This is a genomic window from Virgibacillus senegalensis, from assembly GCF_000821245.2.
GTDB classification, from domain to species: Bacteria; Bacillota; Bacilli; order Bacillales; family Amphibacillaceae; genus Sediminibacillus; species Sediminibacillus senegalensis.
This window is the reverse complement of record NZ_LN611424.1, coordinates 912,855-936,863: the sequence shown is the minus strand read 5'-3', so window position 1 is coordinate 936,863 and position 24,009 is coordinate 912,855. Positions and strand designations below refer to the sequence as shown.

The 24,009-nt window shown below is 40.7% G+C and carries 23 protein-coding genes; 4 read left to right on the top strand and 19 right to left on the bottom strand.

Annotated features, from left to right (window positions below; translation table 11 throughout):
* Positions 1–32: 32 nt before the first annotated feature.
* Positions 33–797, bottom strand: a complete 765-nt coding sequence (gene motB, locus BN1067_RS08640; RefSeq protein ID WP_053218469.1) for a flagellar motor protein MotB — start codon at positions 795–797, stop codon at positions 33–35.
* Positions 794–1,576 (bottom strand): flagellar motor stator protein MotA, encoded by a 783-nt coding sequence (gene motA / locus BN1067_RS08635; protein WP_053218468.1) that lies wholly within the window; start codon positions 1,574–1,576, stop codon positions 794–796. The genes motB and motA overlap by 4 nt, the downstream gene beginning before the upstream one ends.
* Before the next feature lie 676 nt (positions 1,577–2,252).
* Here motA and BN1067_RS08630 point away from each other — a divergent pair.
* From BN1067_RS08630 to BN1067_RS08615, 4 genes are all read left to right on the top strand, one after another.
* On the top strand, positions 2,253–2,819 hold the full coding sequence (locus BN1067_RS08630; RefSeq protein WP_053218467.1) for a ribonuclease H-like YkuK family protein: 567 nt from the start codon (positions 2,253–2,255) through the stop codon (positions 2,817–2,819).
* 266 nt (positions 2,820–3,085) lie between these two features.
* A complete protein-coding gene (locus BN1067_RS08625; RefSeq protein WP_053218466.1) occupies positions 3,086–3,274 on the top strand; it encodes a hypothetical protein in 189 nt (62 codons plus the stop codon).
* A gap of 308 nt (positions 3,275–3,582) precedes the next feature.
* On the top strand, positions 3,583–5,286 hold the full coding sequence (locus BN1067_RS08620; protein WP_053218465.1) for a serine hydrolase domain-containing protein: 1,704 nt from the start codon (positions 3,583–3,585) through the stop codon (positions 5,284–5,286).
* A 174-nt stretch (positions 5,287–5,460) separates the two neighbouring features.
* Positions 5,461–6,750: an exo-beta-N-acetylmuramidase NamZ family protein gene (locus BN1067_RS08615; RefSeq protein WP_053218464.1), complete on the top strand. Its 1,290-nt coding sequence runs from the start codon at positions 5,461–5,463 to the stop codon at positions 6,748–6,750.
* A gap of 32 nt (positions 6,751–6,782) precedes the next feature.
* Here BN1067_RS08615 and BN1067_RS08610 read toward each other — a convergent pair whose 3' ends face one another.
* From BN1067_RS08610 to BN1067_RS08525, 17 genes are all read right to left on the bottom strand, one after another.
* Positions 6,783–7,619, bottom strand: coding sequence for a MurR/RpiR family transcriptional regulator (locus tag BN1067_RS08610; protein WP_110943389.1), 837 nt, complete (start codon positions 7,617–7,619; stop codon positions 6,783–6,785).
* A 76-nt stretch (positions 7,620–7,695) separates the two neighbouring features.
* Positions 7,696–8,526: a carbohydrate ABC transporter permease gene (locus tag BN1067_RS08605; protein WP_407701358.1), complete on the bottom strand. Its 831-nt coding sequence runs from the start codon at positions 8,524–8,526 to the stop codon at positions 7,696–7,698.
* Between the two features lie 61 nt (positions 8,527–8,587).
* Positions 8,588–9,481: a carbohydrate ABC transporter permease gene (locus BN1067_RS08600; RefSeq protein WP_053218534.1), complete on the bottom strand. Its 894-nt coding sequence runs from the start codon at positions 9,479–9,481 to the stop codon at positions 8,588–8,590.
* Positions 9,482–9,678: 197 nt separating this feature from the next.
* Complete coding sequence (locus BN1067_RS08595; RefSeq protein WP_407701357.1) at positions 9,679–11,061, bottom strand: ABC transporter substrate-binding protein; 1,383 nt, start codon at positions 11,059–11,061, stop codon at positions 9,679–9,681.
* An 81-nt stretch (positions 11,062–11,142) separates the two neighbouring features.
* Positions 11,143–12,060 (bottom strand): N-acetylmuramic acid 6-phosphate etherase, encoded by a 918-nt coding sequence (gene murQ, locus BN1067_RS08590; protein ID WP_053218461.1) that lies wholly within the window; start codon positions 12,058–12,060, stop codon positions 11,143–11,145.
* A gap of 12 nt (positions 12,061–12,072) precedes the next feature.
* The gene (locus BN1067_RS08585; protein WP_053218460.1) at positions 12,073–13,032 is read right to left on the bottom strand and encodes an N-acetylglucosamine kinase; all 960 of its coding nucleotides are present in this window, start codon (positions 13,030–13,032) and stop codon (positions 12,073–12,075) included.
* Positions 13,033–13,218: 186 nt separating this feature from the next.
* On the bottom strand, positions 13,219–14,397 hold the full coding sequence (locus BN1067_RS08580) for a thiolase family protein (protein ID WP_053218459.1): 1,179 nt from the start codon (positions 14,395–14,397) through the stop codon (positions 13,219–13,221).
* A gap of 181 nt (positions 14,398–14,578) precedes the next feature.
* Positions 14,579–14,893 carry a hypothetical protein gene (locus BN1067_RS08575; RefSeq protein ID WP_053218458.1) on the bottom strand — a complete coding sequence of 105 codons (315 nt, stop codon included), beginning with the start codon at positions 14,891–14,893 and terminating at the stop codon, positions 14,579–14,581.
* Entirely contained in the window at positions 14,890–15,669 is a 780-nt protein-coding gene (locus tag BN1067_RS08570) for a hypothetical protein (RefSeq protein WP_234400655.1), read from the bottom strand. The genes BN1067_RS08575 and BN1067_RS08570 overlap by 4 nt, the downstream gene beginning before the upstream one ends.
* Before the next feature lie 103 nt (positions 15,670–15,772).
* Positions 15,773–16,606 carry a hypothetical protein gene (locus BN1067_RS08565; protein ID WP_053218457.1) on the bottom strand — a complete coding sequence of 278 codons (834 nt, stop codon included), beginning with the start codon at positions 16,604–16,606 and terminating at the stop codon, positions 15,773–15,775.
* Positions 16,607–17,694: 1,088 nt separating this feature from the next.
* Positions 17,695–18,468, bottom strand: a complete 774-nt coding sequence (locus BN1067_RS08555) for a hypothetical protein (protein ID WP_053218455.1) — start codon at positions 18,466–18,468, stop codon at positions 17,695–17,697.
* A 51-nt stretch (positions 18,469–18,519) separates the two neighbouring features.
* A complete protein-coding gene (locus BN1067_RS08550) occupies positions 18,520–19,290 on the bottom strand; it encodes a hypothetical protein (RefSeq protein ID WP_053218454.1) in 771 nt (256 codons plus the stop codon).
* A gap of 318 nt (positions 19,291–19,608) precedes the next feature.
* Entirely contained in the window at positions 19,609–20,457 is an 849-nt protein-coding gene (locus tag BN1067_RS08545) for a hypothetical protein (RefSeq protein ID WP_199868493.1), read from the bottom strand.
* Positions 20,458–21,302: 845 nt separating this feature from the next.
* Positions 21,303–21,794 (bottom strand): hypothetical protein, encoded by a 492-nt coding sequence (locus BN1067_RS08540; RefSeq protein ID WP_234400654.1) that lies wholly within the window; start codon positions 21,792–21,794, stop codon positions 21,303–21,305.
* Between the two features lie 331 nt (positions 21,795–22,125).
* Entirely contained in the window at positions 22,126–22,611 is a 486-nt protein-coding gene (locus BN1067_RS08535; protein WP_053218452.1) for a DUF6985 domain-containing protein, read from the bottom strand.
* A 5-nt stretch (positions 22,612–22,616) separates the two neighbouring features.
* Positions 22,617–22,832 (bottom strand): HNH endonuclease, encoded by a 216-nt coding sequence (locus tag BN1067_RS20160; protein ID WP_026772190.1) that lies wholly within the window; start codon positions 22,830–22,832, stop codon positions 22,617–22,619.
* Between the two features lie 138 nt (positions 22,833–22,970).
* Positions 22,971–23,345, bottom strand: a complete 375-nt coding sequence (locus BN1067_RS08525) for a hypothetical protein (RefSeq protein ID WP_053218451.1) — start codon at positions 23,343–23,345, stop codon at positions 22,971–22,973.
* Between the last annotated feature and the right edge of the window lie 664 nt (positions 23,346–24,009).

Sequence of the window (24,009 nt, the reverse complement as noted above, 5' to 3'; positions counted from 1 at the left end):
ATTCCCGGCAGGGATTTTAATTACAATTATTATCAATCATAATTTGGCAAGATCAATACTTCCACACGCCGGTTCTTCTCCCGGTTTTTTGCCGTGTCATTCGGAGCAATCGGTTCAAATTCTCCGTAGCCTTTTGCGCTGAACAATTTGGCATCCAAATCATCATTTTCCAACAGCAGCCGCATGAAATTAACTGCACGCATGACACTCAGTTCCCAGTTAGACTTGAATTCACTACTGCGGATCGGCTGATTGTCTGTGTGTCCGCTGACCGTGATTTCATGAGGAGGATTGGTATATAAAAAGTTGGAAACCTCTTTGGCGATCTTTTGTCCGTTTCCGCTAACTTCTGCACTCCCGGAGTCAAAAGACACATCATTCATAATAGAAATCAACAACCCTTCCTCCGTCAACTTCGTTTCCAATGCTTCCGTTAACTCGTTTTCCCTAATATACCCATTGATTTTTTCTTGGACTTGGGATAACTGCTCAATTTCAGCCCTCTTTTTTTCTTCGTCTGTCTCCTTCTGTTGGTCTTCTTCGGTCTTTTCATCCTGCTCTTCACCGACTAAAGGCTGTTCCTCTGGCGCAATCGTTGTACCGCTCTCCATAATACCTTTGCCGCTAGCAAACTCGCCTCTCATCACATTTGCCAGTTCATCAAATTTTTGTTGGTCGACCTTACTAATGGCAAACAGTACAATAAACAAGGCAAGAAGAAGTGTCAGCAAATCGGCATAAGGAACGAGCCAGGATTCATCCACGTGTTCCTCCTTTTGCTTCTTCTTCTTTCTCACTGTGGCTCTCCCTCCTCAAATGCTGCAAATTCCTTCGGTGAGAGATAAGAGCTCAATTTTCCTTGGATCACCTGTGAAGAATCGCCAGTAGTCAAGGATAAAATGCCCTCGATCATAACACGCTTGACATGTAACTCTTTGCGGGACTTTTCCTTTAATTTATTGGCAAAAGGGTGCCATAGAACATAACCGGAAAAAATACCGAACAAAGTAGCAACAAATGCTGCAGCGATTGCATGTCCCAATGCCTCTGTATCCTCCATGTTGCCGAGCGCGGCAATCAGACCGATTACAGCACCTAATACTCCCAAGGTCGGTGCATATGTCCCAGCCTGCGTGAAAATCGACGCCCCTTCGTGGTGACGCTCTTCAATGGCATCGATCTTTTCCAATAATACATCGCGGATAAATTCCGGGGTCTGTCCATCCACCGCCAATTCCAAACCAGATGCCAAGAACGGATCCTCAATCTCATCCAAATGGTTTTCTAGAGCGAGAATTCCTTCTCTTCTGGTTAAATTTGCCCAATCCGTGAACATCGGAATGATGTCTTTTACATCTTCTGTTTTTTGCTCCGTAAAAATGATTTTAAATAAAGCCGGTACTTTTTTTAGTGTTTCAAAAGGAAAAGCAATACAAACTGCGGCCACCGTTCCAAGAAAAATGATTAGTAATGCTGCAGGGTTGAGCAAATTCATCGGGCTGACTCCCTTTAAAATCATCCCTACTCCGACAGCGATAATAGCCAGCAAAATTCCACCAAATGAAGTCTTATCCATTATTCTCCCCCAAATCGATTCTTGTTGTTATGAAAACAACTTTCTGTTTTAGACTCTGAAATGTAACATATACTTAAAACCATTCAATATAGATGAGAGCTTCTACATAACCTTTCCTCATCTGCTAAAACTGATTTCAATACATGGTATACAGCTCTTTTTCTTCCCAGCTGATTATATGTACCATCATCAAGTAAAGGTACAGTATTTTCCTCATGTCGAATAACGACGAATTTATTCCTCATTTTATTTATCGGATGGCTATTGGCAATTTTAAAGGAGAACAGTCGGAGAAAAGTAAGAAGTTACAAAAAATAATCATAAAAAACAAAAACAATGCACGAGTTATCGGAAAATCGCCGGGGAGGCCACTTATCGGAGTACTCGTGCATTGTTTATGAAAAATAGATTGTTCTCCATCATTATGACATGGTTTTCTCATTCTGTCATACATCTAAGGTTGGAGATTTAATAAGTTTTTCGACGGAAACTGCCAAAGCGTCCCTATGACATTTAGCACCCAAACCTTGAGTGTTTGTTTATAAGGGATGACAGCATAATCATCCCACACGAAACATTCGTTCGAGAATATAATAAGGAAAATTGGTCATCATTACATAAAAGCCTTGTGCAAAATCCACTAATGGTTCTTTCATTTTAAAAGGAGTTGGATCAGATGGAACAAGGCAACCTGCCTTTATCTGCAAGACACCATTTTATGAACTTGACCGAAAAAAATTTAAGCTTTGAAGAGGTTTTTCAACGGATTCTTCTTTTTATGCAACGTGCCCCAGCTGCCAATTACCGTTTAATGGTAGGAACAGATTCACAGGTGTATCGATCGCACACACTTTTTGTTACTGGTATTGTCATTCAACGGCAAGGGAAAGGGGCCTGGGGATGTGTACTTCCAACCATTTTCCCGCGTAAGTACATGAACTTGCATGAGAAGATTTCAATGGAAACATCGTTAACCGAACAAGTTGCTTATTTATTCGATGAGGAGAAAAAAGAGCATTTGATCGATGTCATCCTGCCCCATTTGTATCAAGGTAGTGCCCTCACAATGGAGGGGCATATCGACGTTGGTTTGGAAAAACGTTCACTCTCCCGTTTTTTAGCTGGCGAAATGATGGCCCGTATCAAAGCCTCTGGCTGGGAACCGGTCGTGAAACCGGAAGCCTTCGTTGCTTCCGGCTATGCCAACCGTTATACCAAAACCCCAGAGAAATTTTCCATATAACGATAAAAATGCAGGTGTATCCTTTTAACAAAACATTGCTTGGACCAACTTTTTTAAACCAACGTCTAATGCAAAAGCAGGTAGATGTCGCTCCGACAGATTTCCCCTTCGTCCTGCCAAAACCATTACATGGCGGGTATTTGGTCATGTCGTTGTAATAGAAACTGATCTTTTCGAACCAATTATGATTATTCTGTATTAACATGCGAAACTTTCGGGTATACCACGGAGAAGTGCTTGCCATCCTGGAATAAGAGGTGATCTAAATGCTGGAAAAGTTGTTGAATGTATTGGTAGACGATTATGATGAAAAAGAATTTGAAGAAGATTTTGAAGTTCAAGAGGGAGAAATGATGGAATTAGATGGTGAAGAAAACCTGGAACAAGACCAATTTATCGAAGATCCAGGCATTATTGGAATGTTTGGAGAAAATAGTAGCCCGTCAACCAAATAACTATCATTACTACTTTCCTTTAATGATATACAGAAAGTTTCGCAGGCCATACACAGGCCTGCTTTTTAATTCCAATTACCCCTCCCTTTTCTTATCACCTAAATCGTGTCGAAAAAATAATTCTTTTTACCTGCGTAATATTACCTTGATAATAGCTCCCTTTTCGATGAATAGGGACTTATTCGGTATAGACAACTATATTAATCTTTTAATACGATAAAAAAGAGGAATTTTCTATCATTCGAAAGGAGGTACATTACTAGAACAATTGAGTATCGTATCTAAAATTGGAGATAAAAGGAGGATTTATGAAAAAATATTTCGTCCCACTTTGCACAGTCGTTATCTGTTCATCATTTCTTATACCCGCTATTGTCACCGCAGATTCACACACCTCAGACCATTCACCTACTATGGAATCCAAACAAAATAAACAAACACAGCCAATGGCCCATCCGGTTTTTTCCTGGGATCAACCAGGAGTCTTGTCTCCTGTCCTTCATCCCGGTAATCCCCGGGCAGCAGGGATGGTACAACAACCACTAGATGCTATCGGCCAATCGATCAATGAATTTATTGCCGATGGGGCGATGCCAGGGGCCGTTACATTAGTTGCCCGGCGCGGCCATATCGTCCAGCAAGATGCATATGGTTATGCAGCCCGTTATACAGATGCCAACCGCTCTGAAATGGACGAACCGATCACCATGACGGAAGATACCATTTTTGATTTAGCCTCCCTCAGTAAAATATTCACGACCACCGCAGCAATGAAATTATACGAACAAGGTTATTTTGAATTAGATGATCCTGTTGCCGATTATATTCCCGAGTTTGCCGAGAATGGGAAGGGAGAAGTGACAATAAGGCAATTAATGACACATACCTCCGGTTTTCCTGCCTGGATTCCTCTCTATTCAAGGGGAGAAAACCGCGAAGACAGAATGGAAATTGTCTATCAATCTGAATTGATTGCCCTTCCAGGTGAGCAATACACCTATAGTGACCTGAACATGATCACCCTTGGCGGACTAATCGAACAATTATCCGGTAAACGCCTGGATCAATTTGTCTATGATACTATTACTGGTCCGCTAAACATGGAAGATACGATGTACAACCCACCAGCCGAACTGAAAAGCCGAATTGCTGCCACAGAATACCAGGATGTTCCCGACCGCGGATTGGTTTGGGGAGAAGTCCATGATGAAAATGCCTGGTCTCTCGATGGAGTTGCCGGACACGCCGGCGTCTTCTCCACCGCCGAAGATTTGGCTGTATTTGGCCACATGTTCCTGAATGAAGGACGCTATGGCGGTACACAAATTTTACAGCCAGAAACAGTGAAATTGCTTACCGAAAACCAAATCCCGCAATTCCCGGGAGACAGCCACGGTTTAGGCTGGGAACTTGGACAAGGATGGTATATGGATGCGTTATCGGAAGGAACAACACTTGGTCATACCGGTTACACCGGCACATCCATGGTAATCAATCAGAACAATGATACGATTGCCATCTTGCTTACGAATCGCGTCCATCCCAGCAGAGATACCGTGTCCACAAATCCCGTAAGACAGCAATTCGCCCAGCATGTTGCCGATGCCATACCTGTAGCGATGCCTGGTAAAAAAGAGGATGCCTGGTTTGCCGGTTATGGCAATCAGCTGGATCGCTCATTGACAGTGGAATGGAACGGAGACGAACCAGCCTTGTTAAGCTTTGATACTTGGTATCGAACCGAAACCAATTATGATTATGGCTATATAGAAGTTTCCGAGAATGGGGAAGACTGGACGGAACTTGATTCGATCAACGGCAGCAGTGTCGATTGGCAGCACAAGGAACTCCAGATTCCGGAAGGGACAAGGTACATTCGCTTCCGTTACGATACCGATGGCAGCGTTAATGGAAGAGGATGGTATATACACCATATTCAACTGTCCTCTGAACAAGGGAAAAACATCAAGCCGGATGTAAAAAGTGATGGATGGGTCAAACGCAACTATTAAAAACTCTTTCACACAAGGTGTGAAAGATGTCCTGTCGATTGGAACTATATTAATTTTTCATTCATGAGTTTAGAAAGCTAGCAGATGAAAGCGTGATACTTCCTGAGCAGATACCCCCTGCAAATGGTGTAGGGAGGTATCCAAGATTAAAAAACAAATCGAGGAGTGGTTCATGTGAAAAAAACGTTTGTCTCACTGTTTGCTCTCGTCCTTTTGCTTTCTTCGTTAACCGTTGTTTTCGCTGACAATAACGGAAACGGAAATGGAAACGGCTATGGCAATGATAAAGGAAAAGGCAACCCGCATAAGTTTCAGCTCGGTGTTGAACAGCTATTAAATGAGCAAAAAGATTTAATAGAAGGGCAAAAGGTGGGCCTTATCACCAATCCAACCGGCGTCGACCAGGATCTTAATAGTATCGTAGATTTACTGCATAATGATCCGGATGTCGAGCTCACAGCATTATACGGTCCAGAGCACGGTGTTCGCGGAAGTGCCCAAGCAGGAGAATACGTGGAATACTATATCGATGAACAAACCGGTTTGCCTGTCTATAGCCTGTATGGCCAGACGAGAAAACCTACACCAGAAATGCTGGAAGATATCGATGTCCTTTTGTTTGATATCCAGGATGTCGGCACACGTTTCTATACGTATATTTACACGATGGCCTACGCCATGGAAGCAGCAGCTGAAAATGATCTTCCATTTATCGTACTAGACAGACCAAACCCGATTAGCGGGGAGAAAGTAGAAGGTCCTGTCCTTGATCCCGAGTATGCTTCCTTCGTAGGTAATTATCCGATTCCTTTACGGCATGGGATGACAGTTGGCGAACTTGCGAAATTTTTCAACGAAGAATATGATATCGGTGCTGATTTGACCGTAGTGGAAATGAACGGCTGGGATCGGGACGAGTACTATGATGAAACGCCATTAGAGTTTGTCCTGCCATCACCGAACATGCCAACACTTGATACCGCATTGGTTTATCCCGGAGCTGCATTGATCGAAGGCACGAACGTTTCAGAAGGAAGAGGCACAACAAAACCGTTCCAGTTGATCGGAGCCCCATTCATCAACAGTACCGAACTTGCAGCGGCCCTTAATGATCTGGAACTTCCTGGCGTAACCTTCCGTGCTGCATCGTTTACACCAAGCTTCTCCAAGCATAGCGGAGAGCTTTCCAACGGGGTGGAAATTCATGTGACCGATCGAGACAGTTTTATGCCTGTTGAAACAGGACTATACTTGGTAAAAACCATCCATGATCTGTACCCGGATGACTTTGCCTTCCGCGCAGAAAACAGCAGCGGCATATCTTTCTTTGACAACCTGATCGGAAATGGATGGATTCGTGAAGCAATTGAAAACGGCCAGTCTGTTGACGAAATGAAAGCCGAATGGCAGGATGAGCTGGATGCATTTAAAGAGGTTAGAGAGCAATATTTGATATATCGTTAGACAAAAAGAGGCCCTTCATTTCAAGGGCCTCTTTAACGCTGTTTCAAAAAGTTCATCGCTGTACTGATCTCCTGGAAGTAGTCCGCGGCTTTATCATACTGATCTGTAACCACACTGACGAACAAGATATCAATCATATGAAGCTGGGCTAAACGCGAGGAAGTTGCTCCGCTTCGGAAAGGTGCAGGAACTTCCCTCGAAGCGGAAATATAGAGATTGATATCAGCATGCGCAGCAACCGGTGAGTTTCCATATCTGGTAAGGCTGATGGTGATCGCTCCCTTTTGCTTGGCCAGCTCCATCATTTTGGCCGTTTCCATGGTTTCTCCGGAAAAGGAAATGCCGAATACAACATCCTGTTGATTCACATTGGCAATATACATCGCAGCATTATGGATATCCGTAAAAGCCGAGGTCGCTTTGTTCATCCGCAAAAATTTTTGTTGGGCATCCTGCGCGATGATGCCTGAGGCACCGACACCAAAAAAGTGTATTTTTCCGGCATTTTTCAAAGCGGTGACCGCTTTGTGCAATGTTTCATAATTGACGAATTCAGTTGTTTCTTGGATGGCCTGCAAACTATTGTTGGTCACTTTTTCTACAATGGACTCTGGAGATTCTCCAGGCTGTATATCCCTGTATTGTATATCCGGCGATTTTTGCAAGTCTCCGGTAATTCGAAGCTTCAATTCCTGAAATCCTTTTAAACCGAGTGATTTACAAAGACGTATGACAGCAGCACTACTTGTCGAACTTCTCTCTCCCAATTCCGCTGCCGTGCAATGGATAGCTTCATGAGGCTTATTTAACATGAATTCGGCAATTTTTCGTTCCGACGGAGGCAGCTTATGCTTTACTTCATTCAGCATCGCGAGTCCTCCTGACAAGGACGTCAGCAAATTTTTTTCTTTCAACATTCTCATCCTTTTTGTGTACCGGTTTTCGTTACCCTTTGATGGCTCCTTCAGTCATCCCTTTCGATATCCGACGTTGGAAGATCGCATATAAAATGATGACTGGAATAATTGCAATCGCGAGACTGGCGAACAATGTACCCCATGCATTCGTGTATTCAGCCTCATTACTTATATAATCGATTGCCAGAGCCAACGTGTAATTTTCTTCGCTTTGCAGGAAAATCAACGCCATGAAGTATTCATTCCAAAATTGAATGGCATTCATGATTGTGACGGTGATGATTCCCGTCATAGAAAGCGGGGTAATGATTTTCCATAGTACACCATAAGGGGACAATCCGTCCATTGCTGCTGATTCCTCCAGCGCCTTGGGAATGGTCCCCATGAAACTGGTAAGGACAAAAATACTGAATGGAAGCTGACTGACAGCATAAACGATAGACAAACCGTAAATATTATCCAGCAAATTCAACTGCATCAGCAAGAAAAACAATGGAATCCAGCCTAACACGGTCGGAATCATCATGGCAGAGATATACAAGGTGAATAAAAAGCGGTTTCCTTTGAAGACGATGCGCTCCAGGGCGTACGCTGTCGGAATCGCCATCAGAAGCGTCAGTAAAGCGCCCAGCACTGTAACAATCAAACTATTGAACACACTCGTATCGATATTGTATTCATTCCAGGCTTGGGAAAAGTTTTGAAAGTTGAATACGTGCGGGAGGCCCCAAGGATTGGCATAAATTTCTGCATTCGACTTAAATGCCCCGATGAACATCCAAAGTATCGGATAAAGGACTGCAATCGTCCATAAGATAAGCGGCAGTCGAATCACGATTCGCGATAATAACTTCTTCAATGGTTCTCTCTCCTTTTTCTCGTAATAATCCATAAGCTTCCTTGTCAGAAACTCTTTAAGGTTAGTACTCTACTTTTTCTCTTCTCATGAAAAACTGCATGATCAACACGGTGATCAAGGAGAGAATCAAAATCATTACACCGATTGTGGCACCATAACCAAAGTTATATTGCTTAAATGCTTGCTGGTAAAGATAAGACCCCATCACGTGTGTAGAATTGTTTGGACCTCCGCCCGTCATTACCTGCACGATGATGAACGATCCATTAAGGGTGGTAATTACTATGTACAGAATGGAAATTTTGATTTGCGGCCAGATCAACGGCAGTGTCACTTTCCAAAATTGCTGCCATTCTGTAGCACCATCTATTTCCGCTGCTTCATAATAACTTTTCGAGACGTTGGAGATGCCGCCCATCAGCATCAACATAAACAAGCCGATTCCTGCCCAGACCGATGGCAGTACCAGGCTCGGCAATGCCCAATCTTCACTTCCGAGCCATGGCCGTGCCCAGCTATCCAGACCGATCAGTTCAAGACCGGAGTTGATAAGGCCAAGACTTGGGTTGTAGATAAACGACCAAAGAATACCAATGACGACGACTGACATGATATTCGGAAAGAAGAATACAATCCGGTAAAACGGCGCTTCTTTTATCCGCAGCTGCGTCAGGGCTACAGCAAAGAAAGTAGCTAAAATCATGATGCCAAACACCTTCGTGACTACTAAAAAGTAATCATGGTAAATCGTTCGCGGGATAATCGAATCATTAAACAGCTTTACATAGTTGTTCAACCCGGTGAATTCGGCTGCGGAAGAAGAGCCGGACCAGGAAAACAAGGAGTAATACAAACCATTAACTAATGGGTATAACGTAAAAATAGAGAACATCACTAAAGTCGGCACTAGACAAAAAGCCAGGAACAGGTACTTCTGTTTTTTTGATTGAACCATCGTATCACCCTTTTCAGCTTTGTAAATCGATTCTCGGGAGCGTTGCAATTTATTGGAATATAACTGCTCTATCATTTTTTGGCGGAGCATTGCCGGCTCCATGATATGGCCTGTTTTTCAAGCCTTCAGATAAAGAAAATTGGAATGCAAAGACTCATACTTTGCCTTTACATTCCAACCAGTTCTTTTTATTTATGTTACTCGCCGCGGTACTCGGCTGCTGCCGCTTCCGCTTTTTCGACGAATTCCTCTGCTGTGATGTTTCCTAGCATCAATGAAGTCAGCGCATCACCGATCGGTGTTTCCAAGTCTGAGCTCATTGGATGTGGCTTGTTATAAATTTGCACCTGCTCTGGATCATTGATCATTTCGTTCGCTTCTGTCAGGTAAGGAGGTACATTGTCGTTACCTGTCAAATCAACATCCGTCATGTTCATGATCGCGCCGGTATGCTCCGAGAACAAGGTTGCATATTCGCGATTGTATACAAACTCGACAAACGCTTTTGCTGCTTCAGGGTTCTCTGCCTTTTCAGCGATTGCCAACGGACGCAAATCTGGAACGATAGCAAATGGATCTCCAGCATCTTGCATAGGAGACGGGATAAATCCGAATTCCAATCCGTCCGGAACATCATTGGCCATTTCATTCGGCAGCCAGAAACCTACCGGAATGAATGCATTGTCATGAAGTAAAAAGTTCATCTGCGATTGCGTATGGTTCAAAGCACCGAAACCTGGATCGATATAGCCTGCTTTTTGCATTTCTTCTACTTTTTTCATGACCTCCAATACCGGTTCACTTGTCCAGGCGCCTTCCTCCCCGTCAATCACGCTGGCAAGCAGTTCTTCCCCACCTGCAGCTGCGAATGCCGGATAAAGCATGCCGCGCAGGAAGTAGTATGGATGTTGTCCAGTTGTCACAAATGGCGCGATGCCTTCCTGGTCACTGATTGTAGCCATGGAATCCATAAAGGTGTCAAAGTTTTCCGGTACTTCAAAGCCTTCTTCCTCGAACCATGCCCGATCATACCAAGTTCCCCATGTATCAAATACAAGCGGCAAACTATAGATATCGCCGTCATAATCGGCTGGCTCGACAATCAGGTTGTCCAGCAGCGGTGAACCGTCCACTTCGATTTCATTCACCCAGTCAGTAAGATTCATCAGCTGACCATCTTCTACCATCTGTGTTTCACTTGAACCAGCTCCGTCGATATACACAACATCCGGTGGATCATCCGAAACCCAGCGTGAACGCATCTCTTCGTTAATATTCGGTCCGGCGTGCTCGGTAATCGTCACATCCTGATACTCTTCCTGGAAGTCCCCGATAACTTCTTTCCACCAGGAATCGCCGTATCCGCCGACAAAGTACTGAATCTCCAGTTCGCCTGAGATTTCTCCACTGCTATCACCACTGTCTTCTCCGCTGTCAGAAGTGTCACCTGACTCCTCCGACTGACCGCCTTCTGCTTCATCCTCGCCGCCGGCACCAGGCGCACAGCCTGCCAGCATTAATCCCAGAATCAAAATGGCAGCCCACAATAACCCAACAGGACCTTTCCTCCACTTTTCCAAACAAAATCCCCCTTTGTGAAAAATTGATTTATGAGAAACACATCCATAGCCTGCTGACCACAGACGTTGTTTCAACCCATTTTACGCTTGCGTGTAATGCTTGTTGGCGTAATCAATCGCTTCTCTGACATACCCCTTGCTTTCCCTGATAGCTTGTTTGGCTTCCTCGTATGTAACCTTGGACTCCACCATGACAATGGCCGGCTTCACCTGTTTGTTCGCAGCTTCCAGTGCCTCTTCCGCCGCTTGATACGAGATATCGGTAAGTTCCATAATGATCCGCTTTGCTCGTTCCATCAGTTTATAGTTGCTGGCATGGACATCGACCATCAAATTTTCCTGCACCTTGCCAAGCTTGATCATAGCCGTCGTACTGATCATATTAAGAATCATTTTATGGGCGGTTCCTGCTTTTAGCCTGGTAGAACCTGTGAGCACTTCCGGACCGACTACTACTTCGATGCTGCAGTCCGCATGGTTGCTAATGACCGCCTGTTCATTGCAGGAAAGGGCGACCGTGTATGCACCGACTTCCCTTGCATACTTTAGAGCCCCGATAGGATATGGCGTCCGACCGCTTGCGGTGATGCCGATTACCACATCATCAGCGGTTAGATTCCTGGCCCGCAAATCTTCCACACCCTGCTGTTCATTATCCTCAGATCCTTCCAGCGCTTTGCTGACAGCCTGGTTTCCCCCGGCCATGACTGTTTGAACCATTTCCGGCGACGTCATAAAGGTGGGCGGACATTCAGAGGCATCCAGGTACCCCAGCCTGCCGCTCGTACCTGCACCACAGTAAAACAGCCGACCGCCTTTTAAAAATGCCTGATAAACATGCCCGATAGCCTTCTCGATATCCGGCAGGACTTTTTCGACTGCTTCGGCAACCTTTTTATCTTCCTGATTGATTGTCTGAAGGATTTCGATTGTCGACATTTGATCCAGCTTCATACTGTTTTTATTCCGCTGTTCTGTTACTAGGCTTGCCAACTCCATTTATTCGTCCCCCTATTGTTTAGATGGGTATGCCAGCTCTTCTGCGACACGGGCCGCTCCAATTGCCGGACTTTCATATGCTTCCTGGTAGGTTCCCAGATTCCGCTGCCTCAGTCCGTTGATAAAGGTATCCTTCACTAGTTTAGAATACGAAAAAATAGATCCAGCGGCGGTCACTACCGTTTGTTCAGTAAACTCTGGATTTTTCCGGAACAAACTTTTAACGTGTGTAAGCAGCTCTTCTGCTGCCTCGCGTAAAATATATTCAGCTGCTTCATCCTGAAGCTCAGCCGCCTCGATAACCTGACGAGCAAGACTGGCTATTTCCTGTTTTTCCGGCCGTTCGCCATATATGTATGCGACGAGATCTTCCGCTTTTTCCAGCTGCAGACGTTTTAAAATCAGCCCGGTCAACATCGTGTGCTTGTCTCTGCCATCATATGCCCGAGTTATATAATTTAGAGCCTTCATCCCAATAAAATAACCACTGCCTTCATCTCCAAGAATATGCCCCCAGCCTCCGCTTTTCGTCAGCCTGCCGGAGCTCGTCAAAGCAAGGGCATTTGACCCTGTTCCTGATATAATAAGAATTCCCTCGTCCTTCCCCGGCTCAAGTGCTCCCCGTAGGGCAATATAGGAATCCGAACACACCTTTAATTCGCAATATTCGGAAATTTCAAGTGAATCGAGTTCATCAGAGATTAATTGCTGCATCCTTTGTTCTTCTGTTTTCCTTCCTACGCCGGCGAGACCGCAACAAACAGCGGACACTTCTTCCGTCTTCACATTTACCGCTTCGAGTCCACTTCTGATAAGCTCACCGATCCTGGCAGCAGCCGTTTCAAATCCCACCACATGCGGGTTCGTACCAGATCCTTGAAATCTCGCAATCTCTTTTTGCTTGCTCCCTGCTTTTTTTACCAAGCAGGTAGTTTTTGTTCCTCCACCATCTATTCCAATAACAAAAGGCATAGGAATCCTCCATGATTAAGTTGCTTTCATTATATAAGCGTTGAATTTTTTTGTCAATATTTTATTTAAATAGTGTTATGATATTTCAAAACGGGACTTATGAAGGAAAAAAGCTCCTTTGGACACATGTCACATAAAAAGACACAAGCCCTTTTTCCTAAGCTTGTGTCCCTTGAACATAGGCTGTTAGAATCTTTCCACGATCATGGCGGCAGCCGGGCCTCCGCCGGCACATAAGGTCGCACAGCCTCTCTTCATTTCACGATGCTCCATGACGGTCAACAACGACACGAGCAATCGCACACCGGTACATCCTACTGGGTGTCCAAGTGAAATGCCGGAACCGTGCACGTTCACCTTGTCGAGATCCAGTTTAAGCTCGCGATTCACTGCCAAAAATTGTGCGGCAAAGGCTTCGTTGATTTCCCAATAATCGATGGCTTCCTGTCCGATACTGGCAAATTTCAATGCTTTTTCCACGGCAGGAACGACGCCGATCCCCATCACTTCGGGATTGACAGCCGCAGAAGCGGAAGCTGTGATTTTTGCCAAAGGCTGCAAACCAAGCTGCTCTGCTTTTGATTTACTCATCACAATAACGGCCGCCGCACCATCGTTCAAGCTGGAAGCATTGCCGGCTGTCACGGTTCCATCAGGCTTGAAGGCAGGCTTCAGCTCCGCAAGCCGCTCCAGGCTGGTTTCCGGATTCGGATGTTCATCCTTTACCACTTGCTCGATCCCCTGTTTTGTTTTTATTTCCAAGGGGATGATTTCGTCAGTGAAACGTCCTGCAGATGCAGCCTGGCAGGCTCGTTCGTGGCTTTGCAGCGCAAATGCATCCTGTTCTTCCCTACTGATATCGTACTCCTGCGCTAAATTTTCGGCTGTAATCCCCATATGATAGCCGTTAAACGCGTCAATCAGCGCATCATGCAGCAACCCGTCGACAATCTTGCCGCCACCTAATTTGTATCCACTTCGCGCGCCTTGGATTAAATGCGGAACATTGGTCATGCTTTCGTACCCGACGACCGCTCCGACTTCCATTTTCCCTAGCATAATGTTTTGCGCCATCATCTCGACCGCCCGCAATGAAGACGGACATTGCTGATTGATCGTCAACGCCACGGTGTCATCGCTACAACCTGCCGCAAGGGCAATTTGCCTGGCCGTATTTCCCTTACAGCCTGCTTGATAGACTTGTCCTCCGATTACTTCTTCAATCAGTCCGGCTTCCATCCCACCAGCAGAGATTGCCCCCTTCAGCGCAACCGTGCCCAGTTCCACCGCCGAATAATCCTTCAACATGCCGCAAAAGTCACCGATCGGCGTCCGTTTTGCACTGACGATTACCGCTTCCTCCATACCACCACATCCTTTTATTAGTGAAATGCCGTTTCAGCTTGCTGTTATTCCATTATAAGTAATCGCTTACATTTTTGGCAATAGGATGGGGGGGAGAGATTTTGTTGAATACTTCATACTGAAAACAAAACACCTGCTTCTTACAGCAGGCGCAATATTTTTATATCAATTTGATTGTTTTTCAACCTTGAAGGTGGGCTTTCTCCTCGCTTTTATAAACAATGTGAGGAGCATATTTACCAGCCAAATCATTTTCTTCAAGCTTTTTTTCTAACTCTTGTCTGAATTCTTCTTTGTCTTCTTGATCAGCAATTTTGAAATAGATTTGGGAATCTTCTGGAAGTACCATATATGCAAGAACGTCATATCGATTCCAAGCTGCATCCAATACTTCGTCCAATCGTTCTTCCTCACTTTTTGGTGAATTGTCGACATTTAATAATATCAGCAGGATGAAAAGAGAAACAGATAATACAGCGAAAAATACTTTTTTCACTTTAACCCCTCCTTTCTACTCACCGGCTTAAGTTTATCTTCCTTATTAAAATTGAAGCTGTCAAAACGATATTTACAGTAGAGGATGACCAACTGCTCTGGTAACACGAAAAGCATGGCGTAAAACAAAAGCACGCACAAAGTCAGCATCATAATATTGTAGATATCTCCTATACCTAATAAACGTATTAAATACTGAAATGTAAAAAACGCACCCAAACTACCTGTGATTATTATAGGTAAATAAGACTTCACTTTAAATTCCATTTTTGTTCTTATTTCTTCTTTTTTCGTACCAACCCTATACTCTCCCTTTCGTAACAAAACAAAAAATCGGATACCAGTTACAAAAAACACCAGGATTCCTATTGAAAAGGTAATGTAGGTAAAGTTCATTAAAGATTCTATAGGTATATAAAACTCTTTCCCAATGTAGAAGACTGCCATAAAGTATGGTAGAATACCAAAAATATTTTGAGAAATTAATATAACTATTAAATACTGTAGTTTTTGATTCTGTATATATATTGAAGGAATAGCAAATATTATCGAAAACAATATCACTTTGCTGCTAATTACTAAATGTGCCCATAGCAACGTGGTTATATAAGGGAAAGCAGAACTATCTGCTGCAGCTACATAAGCTAAAAAAAACATTAATATATGAAATGGTATTGAAAGAATGAGCATAGCTCCTAAATTTCTTGGGCTTTGTCTACCACTTTCAAATGGACCTCGTAATACAAAAAAGTCTTCTTCCGCCAAGTTACCTAACATGATCATCCCATCCTTGTTTGTTCTCTTTCAACAAAGGTTTAACGCCGCTATAAAAAACTTATCAACATGACATTAACCCCTTGCTCAAAATCTGTCTTTTTCATTAGTCATCCTTCATCTCTTCAAACAACGCCTTGTAATTGATATCTTTATCCTTGATTTCATTAATTATATTTCCACTTTGATCACGCAAAGGTTTTAACCGGCCATTTTGTTCGTAATTAAAGCTGTCGAAACGATATTTGCAGTAGAGGATAACTAGCTGTTCTGGCAGGACAAATAGCATGGTATAAAATAATCCAATCATGACAGTTACCATAACGATTGTATCAAAACCAGCCATATCAAAATTTCTCATTATATATTGCAAAATAAAAACTAACCCCGTACTGCCAATGATCACAATGGGTAAATAAGACTTTGTTTCCAGCTTACTTCGTTGGATATCCCTCTTACTTCCTTTACAAAATTCACCTTTTTGCAGCAAAATATAAAAACGAATATAAGTTGAAAAGAAAATTAAAACTCCTACTCCTAACGTTAGAAAAGTTAATCTTACAAGTGAATTGATATTTGGTGTAATATCTGCTCCTAATGCCAGAAAAGCCATTATTAAAAATGAAAAACCGAAAAGATTTTGAGAGGCTATAATGCCTAAAAAGTATTGGAATTTTTGAGAATTCATATAAACAGCTGGAATCATGTAAATAACTGATAAAAAAGCTATAATACAAGATATCCCAAAATGAAACCGGAATATAATATCTTTATTTGGATATACCGAATATCCCCCTACAAAATGTTCTAAAAATAACATCAGTGCTTGAAGAATTACATATATTACCAAAACACCACCTAATCCTCCTGGACTTTGTCTTCCCGATTCCAAGGGACCTCTTAAAACCCCAAAATAGTCTTCCGGTAATTTTCCAAGCATATTTCTTCCTCCATTAACATTTCAAAAATTGGCGAGTCAACCTACTTCCGTAACGGATTGAGAAAGCCTTTTTCATTAAACCTAAACCTAGAAATCGATACTTACAATAAAGAATGACTAACTGTTCCGGCAGGACGAAAAGCATGGCATAAAGGAGGATTGGCCCTATCAGTATAATAGTCAAGTAATTGAAGTCCAAAAAGTAACTCTGTCGAAAGAAATATTGAATCACATATATTAGACCCGTACTGCCTATTACAATTAACGGTAAAAGTGATGTAATGTTTGTTTCCACTAGGGAACGTTGTAAGTCTTTTTTAGAACCACTTCTATATTCTCCTTTAACAAGTAGAAGGAAAAATCGTACACCGGTGGCAACAAGCAGTAATACTCCTATGATTAAAGTTATGTAAGTATATTGCAAAAGCGAGGTTGTACTTAAATTTCGATCTTTACCTAGCACAAATAGGGAAGAAATATAAAAACAAGCTGCCCCCATATTTTGCGATACTAAAATGGTAAGAAGGTATTGAAGGTTTTGAGCCCTTAGATAAATCTTAGGAATCGAAAATAGTAAGGATAAAAAAATTAGAAAAGCTGTAATCCATAGATGGAAAGTTAATATACTTTCGCTCCCCGGATAAAAGGTACGATCTGCTGCCACAAAGTATTCTAAACAAAAAACAAAGGATGCAGAAATAAAGAAAGAATGAACATAGCACCTAAGGAACTTGGACTTTGTCTTCCCGATTCCAAGGGACCTCTCAACACAGCAAAATCTTCTTCTTTTAATTTCATAAACACTTGGCGTCCTCCCACAATTAATAGACTAAACGCGCTACCTCATTCCAGATATAAGAAAACTGTTGCTATTTTCGGTTCAACGTTTCATCTATTGTAAATATCATTTCTTTATAACAAATTCGCCAATCATTTCCATTCACTTATGTTCCGTCTGGATTTAGGTGTTAACCGGCCCTTTATCATTGATAGTGTGTTGAAAGCAGCGATCATTGGGGGCACGGCTATTGAATTAAACCTTCTACCGCATTAAAATTTCTTTTAGTACCACTTTTCACAAAATAATATCAAGACCTATTTCTCCCCATCGGTTTAAGGTCACCTTTCTCATTAAAATTGAAACTTTCAAAACGGTATTTGCAATAAAGGATGACCAGCTGCTCTGGCAGGACGAAAAGCATGGTAAAGAATATCAAAATCAATAAAGTTATCATAAACTTTATTTCAATATCATAAAAACCTGACAAATTAACCAAAAATTGAACAAGGTATAGAATGCCTACGGTGCCCACTGTCATTATTGGCAGATAAGATTTTATACCAGTTTCCCAATTGGATCTTACTTTATGTTTATTTGTCCCTTTCCTATAAGCACCTTTTTTTAATAAAAAATAAAATCTAATACAAGTAACAAGAAACACTAATACTCCAAATAATAAAATGCTTTCAGTTAAAAACATTAGCGATTGCTCTGAAAGACTTCTCTCTTTACCAATGAAAAAAAGAGCGATCAGGAACGGTAAAGCAGTGAAAATATTTTGCGATACCAATATGGTTACTAAATATTGAACTTTTTGTTGTTTCCTATAAATCGAAGGAATCGCATACAAAACAGAGCAGCCTGATAATAGTATGCTAATAGTTAAATGTATTGTAAATATCTGCCCCTTATTAGGAAAGATTGACTGATCAGCCCCGACCACATAAGCCAAAACAAACAAAATTGGCTGAAGAATGATAGATAAAATTAGCATGGCACCTAAGTTTCCCGGGCTTTGCCTTCTAGATTCAAAAGGTCCCCTTAAAACCGCAAAATCTTCCTCAGATAGTTTTCCAAGCATAATCTTCCTCATCCTTACTTTTGTGAATGTTTCCAGAGTCGATACTCTTACTCATGCACCTTTCCTCCCCAAAGGTTTGAGATTACCTTTTTGATTAAAATTAAAGCTGTCAAAACGGTATTTACAGTAGAGGATGACCAACTGCTCCGGAAGGACGAAAAGCATGGCACAAAATAACAGGATAAACAGCACCATCATAAAGGCAGTTTCTAGATCATATATACCAATCGATCTAATTAAAAATTGCAGAATGAAAACCACACCCAAACTACCTGTTATTATGATAGGCAGATATTTCTTAATGCCCCTTTCATACTTCGAACGCAGCTTATCTTTACTGGAATCTCTTCTATACGCCCCCTTTTTTAAAAGGATTAAAAAGCGTACACAAGTCAATATAAAAACAATCAAACCAAACAATAGAGTTACGGCCGTAAATTGTAGGAGAGACTGTTCAGTAATTCCTCTTTCTGATCCTATAAAAAATAAGGCACAAATATAAAAAGATACCCCCAATATGTTTTGGGACACTAAAATTGATAAAAGATATTGGAACTTTTCCCCTTTTTTAAAAACAGCAGGTATGGCATATACTACCGATAAAATAATCAATAATACTGTTATCACCAAATGGGTAACAAACATTTGATCTTTATAAGGAAATATTGTCTCGTCTGCAGCAACTACATACGTTAAAACGAACGATAAACTTTGTAAAAAAACAGATAACAACAATATAGCCGCAAAAGAGGTAGGACTCTGTCTCCCAGATTCCAAGGGTCCCCTCAACACTGCAAAATCTTCTTTTAACTCTTTCAGCATACAATCATCCCTAACTTTGTATCATTTGGATTTTTAAGAAGCCTGCATCAAGATAAGATTACTATAAAGGCTACGCCTGCCACCATAAGTACAAACAAGCTCATCATCAAAAATATAATTAATTTTTTCATCATTCTCACTCCATTACTTTTTGTATATCCACACAAATATGTAATTGTTTTACTTCCTTAAACTAGGAGCTCTTCTATTAAGAAAACTCCCTCTTGCCAATTTCGGTTTTAAAACGCTCGTTAATAGGTTAATAGTTTTACTATAATAAAACGCTCGTATCTTAATTATCTTCAACTATTCCGCAAGCTAGTTTTTCTCCCAATCCTCCATCTCTTCATAGAGCTCCTTGTAACTGATATCTTCTTCCACGTTTTCGTCCACTATATTTCCAGCTTGGTCGCGGATTGGTTTTAATTGACCGTTTTGTTCATAATTAAAACTGTCAAAACGATATTTGCAGTAGAGAATGACTAGTTGTTCCGGCAGGACAAATAGCATCGTATAGAATATTGCAATCATTAGAGTGACCATGATTATAGTATCAATTCCTGCCACATTGAAATTCCTCATAATATACTCCATTATAAACACCAACCCTGTACTGCCAATGACAACGATTGGTAAGTATAAACGTGTTTGTTTCTCCAGTCTGGTCCTTTGTTTATTCTTTGATGAACCCTTTCGAAATTTTCCGTTTTGTATCAGGAAATAGAGCCTTATACAAGTTAATAAAAATACCAAAATTCCACCAGCTAATGTAATAGAAGTGAATTTTAAAAGCAAAGCCGAGGCTGACGTTACATCAGCCCCTAAAGCAAGCAGAGCAAGTATATAAATGGATACACCACCAATGTTTTGAATAGATAAAATACTAATAAAGTATTGGAGTCTTTGCGCTCTCATATAAACAGGAGATACTGCGAATAGAACGGATAGAGTTACAATAATACAAGATAAACAAAAATGAATGATAAAAATATTTTCTTTATATGGGTAAGAAGAAAAATCCTTCACAAAATATTCCAACCGCAAAAAGAAAGCTTGGAAAGCAACGCCCGCTAACAGCAAACCGCCAATACCGGCCGGACTATGTCTTCCCGATACTAGTGGGTTTCTAAAAACAAGAAAATCCTCTTCTGAAAACTTATTTAACATACGGAGTTCCCCCAAAATACATCACAGCTTCCCTCGAAACGGAGTATATTTAATGATGCTTTATTTAGCAATGTTTCCGTTTCCAGTTATGACAAAGCCACTAACCGTATTCCAATAATTATAACTGTCGGATCTTGCTTTGATTTCTCTCTTAAATTAACAAGTATTAGGAGTTTTACTCATAAAGAAGAACGGAAAGTTAGACTATAGAATCTTCTTTGACCTGCATACAGAGAAGGTTACAATAAATAAAGAAGAACACTAATTGTATAAACAGGAATGAACCTGATTGCAAATACGTTCAGTGCGCCCTCCCTTTTGCCACTTATAACATTTTCTATATCAGACAAATTCTCCACTAATCATTTTACCCTTTTATGTAATATTTTTCTATATGTGGTGTGTGATTAGGTGAAAGATCAAGAAACTCAAGCCTAAAAAAACAACAGTTTGTTAATCATACTGTTGTTCAAAAGTCAAATGTCTAATTATAATTTTTTCAGCTTATCCAGTCGACTTGTTTAGAGCATGGTTATTTGGACAATTTTTTATTACTTTCTCAAAGCGTTAAAGCATTCAGGATACCCATGTTTTATTTGCTTATACTTGTATCTTTGCATTCTAAGTATTTGAATTTGAATATCCCTGGTGAACCTGCAACAATTCATAGAAATAGTCAAAACTTCATTTTCAACACCTTAATAATAACGGAGCCTCCACGCTCCCGTGTTTCGAATATTTTCCATACACCTTCATCTAACACACAGCCTAAAATTAGTGGTTCATCCGTAATCCTGTCTAAAACTAATTAATACTCACCTAAATCCAGTTTTTCCTGTTCAATTCTAGGATAGAAAGGTATTTATATCCTCTTCGGAAAAGTCATCTCCCAGACCTTCCATTTCTAACATATTGCTTACTTTTTGTTCAAAAAGGTAAAGCATATATACTTTCTTAAAGGTTAGAAATATTGCTCTTTGATAATTTATTGGAATAGTAGAGTGTACCCTGTTCCCCTTTCTATCAATGAAGGAAACAACATAGTTTGTATCATCACCACTTGATAACTGTATTGCCCTATGTTTACAATATCGTCGTGGATCTCTATGGAAAAGTGAAGAAGAAATACCCAACATAGACATCACTTTCCCTAATCCATTCTCATCAAAAGAAGGCCCCCCTATATCCAACTCACCATGCTTCAGCATAAAAGGACGTATTCTTTCCGAAAAATAAAAAGCCGATAATCTATCACAGAAAAAGTATTTCGCACCTTCAGTTTCTGTTTTGAATTCTTTTATTTGTTTCATATATGGATTATTCTGATTTTCCATCATAATTAATCCATATCTCCATAATCCATCTACCTTTTCCAAGCAATAGTAGTTATCTTGAGGGGGAACTAGCTCTTTAATATAATTGTTCTTGCACTCCGTAGATTTACCGACCTTACACAAAAGCTTGGATACCTGGCAGATATTCACTTAAACCACATTCCTTTTGTAGATTCTTAAAAATAATTTATATCGCCACCATATATCTTTATTAAATATTTTAACAATAAATTTATTCAGCTAGTATAGGTAAACAGGGATTATTATGTGAAAAAACCTTGAAGGAACTCACTTCCATTCAAGGTCAACTTTATCGTCCATAATATTTCGAAAGTTATAATACAATATCTTGATAACCTACTTCTTCTACCATTTCATCTTCGATTTTTATTCCCATTCCATTGTCAATATCCCAGGAAACATCACAAAGTAAACCTAATCTTCTTTTTCCATTCTTTCTTACTCTTCTTACAATTAATTCAACTGGCTTTACTATTCCTCTTAAATCTGAGATAGAATCAATCTTTGGTGCAAATTTATCTGCTTCTGATTCATTACCTAACATCTCTCTATACTCTTCATAGTTCTCAATATAGTAATCGTAGACTTGCTTTTCAGCCTCATGTATTATGTTTTTCATTTCTTGATTAAAGTTAATAAATGCTTCTCTTTGCACATTTGAAAAACCAGCGTTTTCATGTGCATCAACACTTAAAAGTATTTCTCTTTCCAAATCAAACATTCTAATGGTTGTTTTTCCTCTCCAAAAGTTGTTTTTATATTCAAGCTTTCCAAATAATTCATCATTGATTATGGCCATCCTAATTACTCTCCTAACTTAACTTTTATATTATATTCTCCAACTCCACCCAAATGTTTAAAAACACTATTGATTTTACTTGGCACCAATTGTATTGTTTCCAAGTCGTTAAGTTCATGCCAAGTATATTTATTATCTTCTCGCCAATCAGCTATATCTTCTGCTGTCCATTTTTGTTCTGGTTTACTCCACTTTTTAGCCAATTCTTCATCAGCAGTCAAAAATTTTGAATTTCCTCATTAGTCATATTTTCTAATTTGATTTCACCTTTGGAAAATGGAGAAAAGTCTGGCATTCCGTTTTTATACTCAACTCCATCAACACCAGCTTCATCAAGGTATTTTTTTATTTCACCGGTCTTATAGGAGATAAATAACGATTCTGCTCGTTCGTTGTTCATAAGAACTGTATTTAGGGTCTACGTCAAAACCTCTTGTAAAGTCTATTTGGCTATTATTACCCGTACCCTTAACACCTGCACTAACCCCGTCTGCCTTAGTCAACGTATCCTTTATCTTGTTCTCAAAGAAGTGGGTATTTACGGCAGGGATATGTACATTGCCCAATTCATTCATGGAGACTACTTGCCGTGGAGTGGTAATATTTTGGGCAAAAGTGACGTTGTTGTCTGCAACTTTACCTGCGGAGATCGCGTCACGGATGGCACGGTCTTTTACTGCTGCTCCGGCGCTTTTCAGCCCTACTGTCGATTGCCTTCCTGCCGCGGTGACCATGTCACCTACATGCCTCAGTTCCTGCTGCATGCTGGCTTTAGTTTATTCTAGGTTAGAGCTTCAAGTTTCTTTAAGAATTCTTGTTTTGAAGTTGTTAAATCAATCAGATTGTTCTATTGATAACAGGTCATACATTAAACCAAAGGCTTCGCTTTCATTTTGGGCCTCTTTTATTATATAGTAACCTCCCCTTTCGAAAGTTTTGTAGACTTTCCATACAATCATAAGCACAGCCAATCACCATTGGAGCATCCGTTATCCTATCAAGCACCAGAATATATTCACCTGAATTTATATTTTTATTATGATACTTATTATCAAGGAATTCTTGCTCCCTCCTACTCTGATTTTTATTCTTAAATGGCTCTAATACATTATTAGGCCCTTGTTCACTAAAACATTTTAGTATATTTGCCTATATCCATTTCTTGCTTGCCCAGGTGTTGAAACTCGTAAATACCTAATAACATACAACTCTTCACCCTCCCGTTACATAAGTTTTAATGATTTTAACGCTTTTTAAACGAATAGCGAATATTATACGACCGTTTTTAGTAAAAATACAACTAACCATAAGTTAATTTGCAATAAAACATCACCTCTTTACCTTACCCAATATTTATCGCCACGAGCTTTGTCATTCTCGTTAGTTTGTAAGCCGTCC

Excerpts from the sequence above, each read along its gene's own strand:
- BN1067_RS08600 (WP_053218534.1), bottom strand. The coding sequence starts at position 9,481 with ATGGTTCAATCAAAAAAACAGAAGTACCTGTTCCTGGCTTTTTGTCTA.
- BN1067_RS08565 (WP_053218457.1), bottom strand. The coding sequence starts at position 16,606 with ATGCTTGGAAAATTACCGGAAGACTATTTTGGGGTTTTAAGAGGTCCC.
- BN1067_RS08550 (WP_053218454.1), bottom strand. The coding sequence starts at position 19,290 with ATGCTGAAAGAGTTAAAAGAAGATTTTGCAGTGTTGAGGGGACCCTTG.
- BN1067_RS08625 (WP_053218466.1), top strand. The coding sequence starts at position 3,086 with ATGCTGGAAAAGTTGTTGAATGTATTGGTAGACGATTATGATGAAAAA.
- BN1067_RS08585 (WP_053218460.1), bottom strand. The coding sequence starts at position 13,032 with ATGCCTTTTGTTATTGGAATAGATGGTGGAGGAACAAAAACTACCTGC.
- BN1067_RS08620 (WP_053218465.1), top strand. The coding sequence starts at position 3,583 with ATGAAAAAATATTTCGTCCCACTTTGCACAGTCGTTATCTGTTCATCA.
- BN1067_RS08580 (WP_053218459.1), bottom strand. The coding sequence starts at position 14,397 with ATGGAGGAAGCGGTAATCGTCAGTGCAAAACGGACGCCGATCGGTGAC.
- BN1067_RS08570 (WP_234400655.1), bottom strand. The coding sequence starts at position 15,669 with ATGTTAGGTAACTTGGCGGAAGAAGACTTTTTTGTATTACGAGGTCCA.
- motA (WP_053218468.1), bottom strand. The coding sequence starts at position 1,576 with ATGGATAAGACTTCATTTGGTGGAATTTTGCTGGCTATTATCGCTGTC.
- BN1067_RS08630 (WP_053218467.1), top strand. The coding sequence starts at position 2,253 with ATGGAACAAGGCAACCTGCCTTTATCTGCAAGACACCATTTTATGAAC.
- BN1067_RS08555 (WP_053218455.1), bottom strand. The coding sequence starts at position 18,468 with ATGCTTGGAAAACTATCTGAGGAAGATTTTGCGGTTTTAAGGGGACCT.
- BN1067_RS08610 (WP_110943389.1), bottom strand. The coding sequence starts at position 7,619 with ATGCTGAATGAAGTAAAGCATAAGCTGCCTCCGTCGGAACGAAAAATT.
- BN1067_RS08540 (WP_234400654.1), bottom strand. The coding sequence starts at position 21,794 with ATGATGGAAAATCAGAATAATCCATATATGAAACAAATAAAAGAATTC.
- BN1067_RS08535 (WP_053218452.1), bottom strand. The coding sequence starts at position 22,611 with ATGGCCATAATCAATGATGAATTATTTGGAAAGCTTGAATATAAAAAC.
- murQ (WP_053218461.1), bottom strand. The coding sequence starts at position 12,060 with ATGGAGTTGGCAAGCCTAGTAACAGAACAGCGGAATAAAAACAGTATG.
- BN1067_RS08525 (WP_053218451.1), bottom strand. The coding sequence starts at position 23,345 with ATGGTCACCGCGGCAGGAAGGCAATCGACAGTAGGGCTGAAAAGCGCC.
- BN1067_RS08545 (WP_199868493.1), bottom strand. The coding sequence starts at position 20,457 with ATGTTAAATAAGTTTTCAGAAGAGGATTTTCTTGTTTTTAGAAACCCA.